Origin of the sequence: uncultured Campylobacter sp. (assembly GCF_938017615.1) — a bacterium.
GTDB lineage: Bacteria > Campylobacterota > Campylobacteria > Campylobacterales > Campylobacteraceae > Campylobacter_B.
In genome coordinates this window covers 1-9,467 of record NZ_CALIJA010000053.1, presented here as the reverse complement: position 1 = coordinate 9,467, position 9,467 = coordinate 1, and the positions used below count along the sequence as shown (strand labels likewise).

7 protein-coding genes and 1 pseudogene are annotated in these 9,467 nt (G+C 50.0%); all 8 read right to left on the bottom strand.

The window, feature by feature from the left end; all coding sequences use genetic code 11:
* Positions 1 to 3,020, bottom strand: a 3,020-nt coding sequence (locus tag Q0620_RS02350; RefSeq protein ID WP_298783056.1) for a Sua5/YciO/YrdC/YwlC family protein, incomplete at its 3' end; no start/stop codon positions are given.
* Positions 3,021 to 3,024: 4 nt separating this feature from the next.
* Positions 3,025 to 3,237, bottom strand: a complete 213-nt coding sequence (locus Q0620_RS02345) for a hypothetical protein (protein ID WP_298783055.1) — start codon at positions 3,235 to 3,237, stop codon at positions 3,025 to 3,027.
* 63 nt (positions 3,238 to 3,300) lie between these two features.
* Entirely contained in the window at positions 3,301 to 4,938 is a 1,638-nt protein-coding gene (locus Q0620_RS02340; protein WP_298783054.1) for a hypothetical protein, read from the bottom strand.
* Entirely contained in the window at positions 4,922 to 5,671 is a 750-nt protein-coding gene (locus Q0620_RS02335; RefSeq protein ID WP_298783057.1) for a hydrogenase maturation protease, read from the bottom strand. The genes Q0620_RS02340 and Q0620_RS02335 overlap by 17 nt, the downstream gene beginning before the upstream one ends.
* Before the next feature lie 60 nt (positions 5,672 to 5,731).
* Positions 5,732 to 5,827, bottom strand: a pseudogene (locus tag Q0620_RS02330) (hydrogenase expression/formation protein); the annotation flags it as partial.
* A complete protein-coding gene (gene cybH, locus Q0620_RS02325; protein WP_005870440.1) occupies positions 5,824 to 6,498 on the bottom strand; it encodes a Ni/Fe-hydrogenase, b-type cytochrome subunit in 675 nt (224 codons plus the stop codon). The pseudogene Q0620_RS02330 and the gene cybH, both read right to left, overlap by 4 nt.
* 3 nt (positions 6,499 to 6,501) lie before the next feature.
* Positions 6,502 to 8,223, bottom strand: a complete 1,722-nt coding sequence (locus tag Q0620_RS02320) for a nickel-dependent hydrogenase large subunit (protein ID WP_298783053.1) — start codon at positions 8,221 to 8,223, stop codon at positions 6,502 to 6,504.
* A gap of 2 nt (positions 8,224 to 8,225) precedes the next feature.
* Entirely contained in the window at positions 8,226 to 9,371 is a 1,146-nt protein-coding gene (locus Q0620_RS02315) for a hydrogenase small subunit (protein ID WP_298783052.1), read from the bottom strand.
* Between the last annotated feature and the right edge of the window lie 96 nt (positions 9,372 to 9,467).

Sequence of the window (9,467 nt, the reverse complement as noted above, 5' to 3'; positions counted from 1 at the left end):
GGGCTGCGGCGCTTCATATCAATCAATGCCACGCCGTTTTTAAAATTTAAAGATGCATCGTCGCGTTCATCGTTTGATGCCACGACGTTGTGCCCGTCATCCGAGAGCGCGTCACAACTATCTATCGCCGCATCGGCGCTTTCATCGGCTGCCGCCGCATCGCAGATGCTACCTAGTGCGGCGCTTTCTTGCTCGTTTTTTGCTTTTTTGAATAAATTCTGCGAATTTTTTAGCTCGCAAACGGCTACTTGCGAGCTTTGCAGACCTTCACTCGGATCGCACTTCGAGCCTTGCTTGGAATTTGCCCGTTTCAGATCATCGCTTTTCGAGTTTGACGTATTTTCATTCGGCTGCCGCTTTATAATCACGTTCAAATCGGACTTCGTATCGATCGAGGGAAGCGACATAGCATGCGGTGCTTCAAAATTTTGCGCCATATTCTCGCTGTGAGCCCGGGTCTCAAGCGTGTATATATCGTGCGTGCGATCGTTTGCCTTCGCGCTTACAGCTTCTTTTTTAAATTCCTGCAAAAACGCGATACTATCGTCGCTCGGCGTTAAAATTTCGCGGTCGTTATCCAGGTAAAACGAGATGACGCCGCCTAGCTTTGCGCGCAACTCCTCGCTGCTAAAAATAATGGGCTCGCCGCTAATGTTGGCGCTTGTGGCGACGATCGGGCGATCAAAGTATTCAAAAAGCAGCAGATGCACGCCAGTGTTGGCTAGGAAAATGCCGATTTTATTAAGGTTCGGCGCCACGCTTGGAGCGATAAAAATCGCGCTTGCTCTAAAAATCGCCGAAAAGCTTGCGGGCAAACGCACGAAATCGTCCCTGTTATCGGAATATGCGCCATGCGCGTCCGCCACACATATTTGCGCAGAGCATGAGCCTTGTGAATTTATCGTCTGTTGCGAACTTGGCTCGCTCACCGCACATTGCAAAGCCGCATTATCTGCAGCATTTTGCAAGTCCTGCTCACACGCCCCACGTCGCGAGTTCGTCCTATCCGCGGCATATTGCAAACTTGAAGTATTCGCAGAGCTTCGCGAAACGGGCTCGCTCGCCGCAGGTCGCAAATCAGATATCTTCGTTGAGAGTTGTAAATTTTGCTCGTCCGCATGCCAAGAATCGAGCGATACGTATCGCGGCTCTCTGCCATTTGCCGCAAATTGCGATTTTAGCTCGTTAGTCGTAGCTTGCGTCTCGCTTACTGCTTGCGGCGAGCTCAAATTTTTAGCCGCGCGTTGCAAATCAGACCCATCGTATGCGCGTTCTAGCTCGTTTACTCCACACTGCGAGTCGTCTGCTGCTAACATATCGCAGGCGAAATTACGGTGCGTCGTTTTACTGAAAATTTGCGCACTCTGCAACCTGCCCTGCTCCGCGCAAACTCCAATATTTTGCGTACTAAAATTTTGCGCTGCAGAATTGCGTAAATTTTGTAATGCAGAGCCCTGCTCTTGCGCCGTCTCTTCTTGCTCACTCGCAAATCTCGGCGATATAGGATTTTTGCTTTGCGCCTTTAAATTTTGCGTACCGGAATCCGCCGCAAAGCCCGTCAGCGTGCGCCAAACAAACTCGCGCTTTTTTAAAATCACGATCGGCTTGGCATTGCAATCTATCAGCGCCTCTTCCTCTGCGCTTAAGCTCGCCGCGCGCCCCGCCTGCGCTGCGTCGCGACACATGATCGCAAAGGGCTTACTCGGGCGCTTTTTTAGCATTCGCAGCATGCGTACCGCGCGCTCGTTCGTCGCATCGCAAACGATATGAAAGCCGCCCATCCCCTTGATCGCGCCGATCTGTCCACGCCGCAAAAGCTCCACCGTGCCCGCTATCGCCTCCTCGCCGCTTGATAAAATTTCGCCGCTCACGCCACATAAAAACAGCTGCGGACCGCAGTGCGGGCAGGAGATCGGCTCGGCGTGATAGCGGCGCGTGAGCGGGTCCGTGTATTCGCCGCGGCAGAACTCGCACATCTCAAACGCCCTCATCGTGGTATTTGCGCGGTCATACGGCAGCGCGGCGATGATGCTAAGGCGCGGGCCGCAATCCGTGCAGTTGATAAATGGGTAGTGGAAGCGCGGATTTTGGGGGTCGTAAAACTCTTTTTTGCACTGATCGCAGATCGCAAAATCGGGCAAAATCGGATTAAATTTACGCCCCTCCTTGGATTGCGTGATCTTAAAATCAGTAAAATTCTGCGTAAAATATTGCGTATTTAGATCGGTGCGGATAATTTTATCGATACGACAAAGCGGCGGCGCTTCACTGCGAAGTCGCTGTTCGAAAATTTTTAAAATTTCTTCTTCGCGCAGATCTTGCTCGGCACTTTGCGGATCGTGTTTAAAGTCCTGCAAATCCCCCTTCGCGCCTTGCAAGTCGCGCTTAATATTTTGCAAGCCTTGCGGCGATTCATTCTGAGACATACCGCGCTGCTGCGACGAATTTTGCACGATGAAATTTTGATCCGACGAAGCGGGCAAAATGGAGCCCTGCTCGTTTAGATCGGTCTCAAATAAGTTTGGTAAAAATTTCTCGCTCGCTGCGGCTTGCGAATCGCTCGTCAAATCATGGGGCAAACTCATTAAATCAGACATGCCAGCTAAACCATTCGCCAAATCGCGCAGCGAACCGGCCGAATCATTTGGCAAGCTCGGCGTACTCTGCGGCGAAAAGGAGCTCTCGTTTAAATTTGAACTTGCAAAATTTAGTGATGAGTTCGCGGCCTTGTTAGAATCCGACTCGGCAGAATTTAAAGACCGAGCAGCTGATGACGATACTTTCTGCGCTTGAATTTCGTTAGAATTCGGCTCATTTAAATTTAAAAGGGCGGAATTTTTATCAATCGAGCCTTTTTGCGGCTCGGAAAGGTCCGCGCAAACGATGATTTTAACGCCCTCGCCATCGTTATAAACCTCGCCTTTCAGCCCCAAATCCACGGCGAGCTTGTAGACGAACGGGCGAAACCCGACCCCCTGCACCGCTCCGAAAACCTCAAATTTAGCCGCTTTCATACACATGCTTTCATAAATTGCGCGCCGCAAGAGCTATTTTGCAAGCAAGTTGCGCTCGCAGCGGGCGGATAAAACGTACCGGGTGCCTCAAAATATGCTCTAAATTTAATAAAATTTGTTCCTTCACGCCCGCGCCCTTTGCCGCTTTTTTTGAAATTTCGCGCGATCTCGTTTGCGCTAAGTTTAGCCCGTATGGCGCGGCTATCAGTACCGCAATGTCCACGCAACTCGCTGTTTTGCGGATAAGACTTAGGAGTTTTGCCGAAAATTCGCATATATGCCTAATCTAGCGAGCTTGAAGCGCGAAGCTGTCGCTAAAGCTCGCGTCAAAATTTTTGCAAAGCTTAAGCATTAAATCCGCGAATTTGCGTCCGCTAAACATCGCGCCGCCGAAGATCAAAACGTCAAAGTCCTCTTTGCGCTCATCCGCCAGATCGCTTAAAAAATAGCCCAAACTATCGAAAAATCCGAACGCAAATAGCTTTTCATTGGCGCCTGCGAGCGCATAGCTCATCGCCGAACGCAAAATTTTATCCGCTTGCACGCAGCCGCGCTCGTCCGTGCAAAAATCGAGTCGCACCCCTTTGCCGCCCGCAAAATCTTCCGCGCTCGCAGTCAAAAATGCCGCATCGCGCCCCCAGATAAGCTGCGCGGCGACGCTAAAGATGCCGTAAAATCCCGCGTTTGCGCTTCTTAAAATTTCATCGATTTTCGCGGAGTCTACGTTAAATTTGGCGCTAAAATTTTCAAGCAGTTTCGTGCCTGTCTCATCCGCGCAAATTTGAGCCTTAAGCTCGTCAAAACTGCGCGGCAGATCAAATTTAAGCAGAATTTTTTTGGAGCTTTCGCCATAAATTGCGATCTCATCATCCGCGCCCGCGCCCAAAAAGCAGCGCAAAACGCGTTTTTTGGAGTCGTTCAAAACCCCCTTCTCGCGGCACGTAAGCGCAAAAAGAGCGGAGTTTTTGTCGTTTGAGTTTTTCAGATAAGAGCTTGCGCTACCGCTTAAAAAGTCTTCGTTTTGCACGATCAAAAAGCCGTTTTGTAGCGGTGCGACTTTAAAAATTTGATCTTTTTGCGCCGCGCTTTCGCATTTTACGCTTAAAAAATAGATCCCGTCGCTTGCCAAAGCGCGCCCCAGCGCAAACACGAATATGTCGCCCGCAAGCTTTACGTCAAAAAATCTAGGCGCGCCCTCGTGGTTTTTTCTAAAGATCGCATTGGTTTTTAGGCTTATGAGCGGCTTTTCGAAGGCTGCGAGCGCGATTTTGCTCTTTTCATCGCTCACAAAAATCCCATCCAGCGGCCCCACTCCCGCGGCTATAAAAAAATCGGCGCTAAAATCCACGTCCGCCTTGAGCGTGAAAGTTGCGCCGCCGCGCTTAATCTGCACCTGCCTGGCATGAAATAAGTTTATGCGGCAAAACTCTAGTAAGCGGGCAAAATTCTCCCTGCTTACCGCTTCAAATTTTCCCTCATGAAGCACGTCGGTGCCGCTTATTACTCCGAATTCGTTTTGAGACGGCTCGGCGTGAGCGAGGTATTCTTTCATCACTCGCGGGGTGAAGTTATTAAATTTAGCCGTGTTATGGGCGTTTGAAATTTCATCCTCGAAAAATTTGTTTAAATCGCCCAAGGAGGCACCTTCAAACGTGCCGTTAAATTTCAGCGTTTTTGCTTCGACGCTGCCCTCGTCCACCACGCGCACGGAGGATTTTGCCAAAAATATGGAGTTTGGGATCAGCGGCATCGCCTCGTCGCTAAATTTTAAAATTTCATCCTCGCCGCCGCGCACGAAAAGGCTTATTAAGCTCGCCTCTTTTTTTAGGCAAAACTTAAGTGCGCTTTTGCGAGCATAAAACAGCAAAAAGTGCGCTATTAGCGCGTTTTCATTAAGGTAGTTAAACTCATATGCTACTATCATCTCGCCCCCTTTTTGCAAATCGATCCGCGATATCTTGGGCGCTAAGATCGGCGATTTTTTCATGCGCGAAACCAAGATCCGATAGGTACTTAAGCGCCGTTTTTTCCATGGTTTTTGAAGACTCTAAAATCACGGAGCTTAACTTAAAGCTCGCTTCCTCGATGCGCCGCGGCACGACCGCTAGAATTTTAACGTGAGGCAGATCGCCGCAAAGATCCATCATCTGCAGGGTTTGAAGCATTTCGACCTCGTGCGCCGAGCCGCTCCAGCTGATCTGCTTAGGCATCGCGTCGTAGTCGAAAAAATACACCTCGCCGCCCTTTGCGCCGTCCGCGTCTATACAATCTACGAGCAAAATTTCATCAAATTCCGCCATCGTAGGCATCAAAAAGCTAGCCAGAGTCCCGCCGTCGATAAATCGGATCTGATCCGCACTACTGCTCGATGCGGCGGAATTTTCGGCGATAAAGTCCACATTGATAGAGCTTTGCGCTGCGGAATTTATAAGGGAATTCTGCGAAGTAAAATTTGAAGCGGAATTCTGCTCGGCGGAATTTTGAGCGGCGAAATTTTGATCTAAATTTTCCGCCTTGGAATTTCGGAGAGAATTTACTGCTGCGAAATTCTGCTCGGAGATAAAATTTTCATCCCCAGAATTTTGCGAGGGGTCGCGCTCTATGGAATTTTGCGAGGTAGAATTTTGTATCGCAGAGACTTGGGCGGAATTTTGCATGAAATTCTGCGCCGCGATATCCTCGCCCGCCATAGAATTTCGTGCGGCGGTTTTAGGATAAAATTTATAGTTCTGCGCGAGCGCGCGGACGAAGTGCACGCCTATGCCCTCGTCCGCGTAGATGACGTTGCCGATACCCAGTACCAGCACCCTCAAGCGTGCTCTTCCTTTTTAAATTTATAGCCGCTTACGATCGCGTCCATCGCGCCGTCTCTACCCTTGACGGCGTTAAAGACCGCCATATAGACGTGGATCGGTACGAAGATTATGATGATATTCATGCAAAGATGGTGAATCATTCGTACTTCGCTTAGACCGCCCATCGCAGCTTCCAGCGGGCGTAAGAGCCCGTATAGCGCGCCGCCGAGCCCTTCGTGATAGACATGCACATATAATATCATACCCGTTAGGCAGATTACGAACAGCACTAGATAAAAGCCCAGATAGGAGATGAACTGTAGCGGATTGTAAACGCCGCGAAGATGCGGGTGCTCGCCCAAAAAGATATAGTATTTGATCTGAGCGATCCAGACGCGCGGGCTAAAAAAATCCTTGATGCTTAAAAGCTCTTTTCTGCTCTTTTTATCGAAGAAGAAAAGATAAGTTTTAAAGATCGCCGCACCGATCATCGCAAAGCCGAAGATCAGATGTACGAATCTAAATTTAGCCTGCATGAAAAGCACCGGCTCTGGGCTTACCTCGGGCGCGGTGAAAACAAAGGCGATGTAATATCCGGTGATCACCAAAATCGTAATGCAAAGCGCGCGCAGCCAGTGCGTGAGCCTAAGACCGATGGAGAACTCGTATTCCGCAAATCTTTTTTTCATCGTTTATCCTTTGCTGGGATCTACCCTATAGTAACCAAGCTCCGCCCCTTTAGCGTCCATTACGTGCACGGCGCAGGCTATGCAAGGATCGAATGAATGGATGCGGCGGATGATCTCTAGCGGCTTGGAAAGATCGGCAAGCTTAAGTCCGATCAAGCAGGATTCATAAGCGCCCATAGCGCCGTCTTTATCCTTTGGCGTGGCGTTCCAAGTAGACGGCACGACCGCCTGCCAGTTTTTGATGACGCCCTTTTCGATCCTGCACCAGTGGCTAAGTGCGCCGCGCGGCACATGACCGATATAGCGACCTTTGTACTCTTTGGAGTTATCGATTACATATTTTGCGCAGGTTTCAGTGTCGCCGCTTTTGATATTTGCAATTAAATTTTCTAGTGCAATCAGTCCGTTGTCGGCTACGACTTTAGCCTCGATCATACGACACGCCGTTCGTCCAAGCGTCGAAAATACCGCCTCAAGCGGCAAGCCGGCGTCTTTTAGGAATTGATCCACAACCTTTACTACGCGCTCGTTTTTCTTAGCGTAATTTACCACGATATTTGCAAGCGGTCCTACCTGAAGCGGCTTGCCGTCGTAGCGCGGAGCCTTGATCCAGGTGTATTTGCCCTGGGTATCAAGTACCTTCGTATGCGCTTCTTTGCCGTGCGCGTCGATGCTCTGTCCGTCCTTAAGGCCCGTATAATTCGGCTCTTGCTCGCCGTCGTAAGGATGAAGCGCCGCATCGTTTTTATACCACGCATGCGTTGCCTCCTCGGTGATCTTGTTCTCATCCAGCTCCAAAACCTTACTAATATCGCCGTTCATAATCATGCCGCTTTGAAATAGCCATTCGTTCTTTGAAAGCTGAAATTCTTGATGAGTCCATAAATTTGCCACGCCGATATCGTTTAGCACGCTAGGCTCGTTGCCGTAAGCCTTCGCAGCCATTACGAGATCAGGATAGTAGGCGCGATTTACAAAGTCTGCGACCTCTTTAAATTTAGACATATATTCGCCCAGTCTCGCAGGACTTAGGATATCCATTACGCAGGTGACGCCGCCTACGGTAAGACTTTGCGGATGAGGCTGCTTCGCACCGAATATCGCCATCATCTGAGCCGCCGTGCGCTGAATGCGCAAACACTCAAGATAGTGCGAAAGAGCGATCAAATTTTGCTCCGGGCTAAGCTTATATGTAGGGTGGCCGAAGTAGGCATTGGCAAAAGGCCCCAAAGCGCCTTTCTTAATGAAAGCGCCCACGCGATCTTGCACCTCTTTTAGTTTATCCGCACCGCACGCATAAGGGGTGTCGCAGTATTTAAACGCCTCCTCGCTCGCCTTTTTAGGATCGGCGCTAAGAGCGCTTACTACATCTACGAAATCAAGTCCGTGAAGTTGATAAAAATGCACCGGATGATCGTGCAAAAATAGCGCGTTAGCCATCAGCGTGCGCGTCAGCAAGGCATTTAACGGCGGAGTGATACCGAGGGCGTTTTCTACCGCGACGATGCCCGCTTTGTAATGCGAGAAGGTGCAGACGCCGCAAATTCTTTGCATAAAAAATCCCGCGTCGCGCGGATCTCTGTTTTTTACTATGGTCTCAAGCCCGCGCCATAGCGTCGAGCTACTATAGGCTTCACGTACGACGTTTTCATCATCCACTACGACCTCTATTCTTAAATGTCCCTCTATTCTGGTTATCGGATCTATTACGATTCTTTGCGACATGATTATTCCCCTTTATCTTTCTTAAACGACGCAATAGCCGCGTGTGCCGCTACCGCAACACCCGTGATCGCTAAAATTCCGACACCTATCTTATCTGCGGTAGCATCAGCGCCGAGCCCGCCAAAAACGCTTTCGTAAAGGCGATCCGCCAAAGGCTCCTCAAAAGGCCCCATATGATCCCAAAAATCAGGTTCCGAGCAGCCTATGCAGCCGTGACCCGCCTGTACCGGCCAGCTAGTGTGGGAGTTGAAGCGCTCGCGCGAGCAGTTATTAAACGTATAAGGACCCTTGCAGCCTACTTTATAAAGGCAATATCCGTCCTTTGCGCCCGCATCGCCGAAGCTTTCTACAAACTCGCCCGCGTCGAAATGCCCGCGGCGCTCGCATAGATCGTGGATGCGCAGCCCGTAAGCCCATTTAGGTCGGTTATAAACGTCAAGGCTTGGAAGCGTGCCGAAAAGGATGAAATTTAGCACGTTGCCGACGATATTTTTTTCGCTAGGCGGACAGCCCGGGATGTTGATGACGGGTTTGTTTATGATTTTGTCCAAACCTACGGCGCCGGTCGGATTCGGGGCCGCGGCTTGGATGCCGCCGAAGCTCGAACAGGTGCCGATCGCAAATATCGCCGCAGCGCCTTCGGCAGCGTGTTTGCAGTGCTGAGCTCCGCTCTTGCCCTCAGGACCCACGGTTAGGAAAAATTCATTCTCGCCGCTTGGAATTCCGCCCTCTACCATCAAGATATAGCGCCCCTTGTATTTTTCGATCGCGCCCTCTAAATTTTCCTCGGCTTGCCAGCCTGCGGCAGCCATTATCGTCTCGTGGTATTCTAGGCTGATGTAATAGAATATGAGGCTATCGATCGTAGGCGTATCGGTGCGTAGCAAGCTCTCGCTACAGCCCGTGCACTCCGCCATATGAAGCCAGATCACAGGCAAGCGATCCGCAAGCTCCGCCGCTCGCGCCACGCTCGGCGCAAATGCAGCCGGAAGCCCTAGCATCGCGGTCATCGCTCCACTCCATTTCATAAAATCGCGGCGCGAAAAACCCTTGCTCTTAAGCCTTTCTTGTATGCTTTCCTCCGCTTTTATTCGCGGCAAACGCTCAACGGCATCAAGTCTAGCCGAAATTTGAGCCAAATCAACCATATCTTCCTCCTGATTTTTAGGATATTTCGAACGGCATTCTATCAAAATTTAGAATTTATGCACCTTAAATTTGATCTGATTTAATTAGAATTTTAT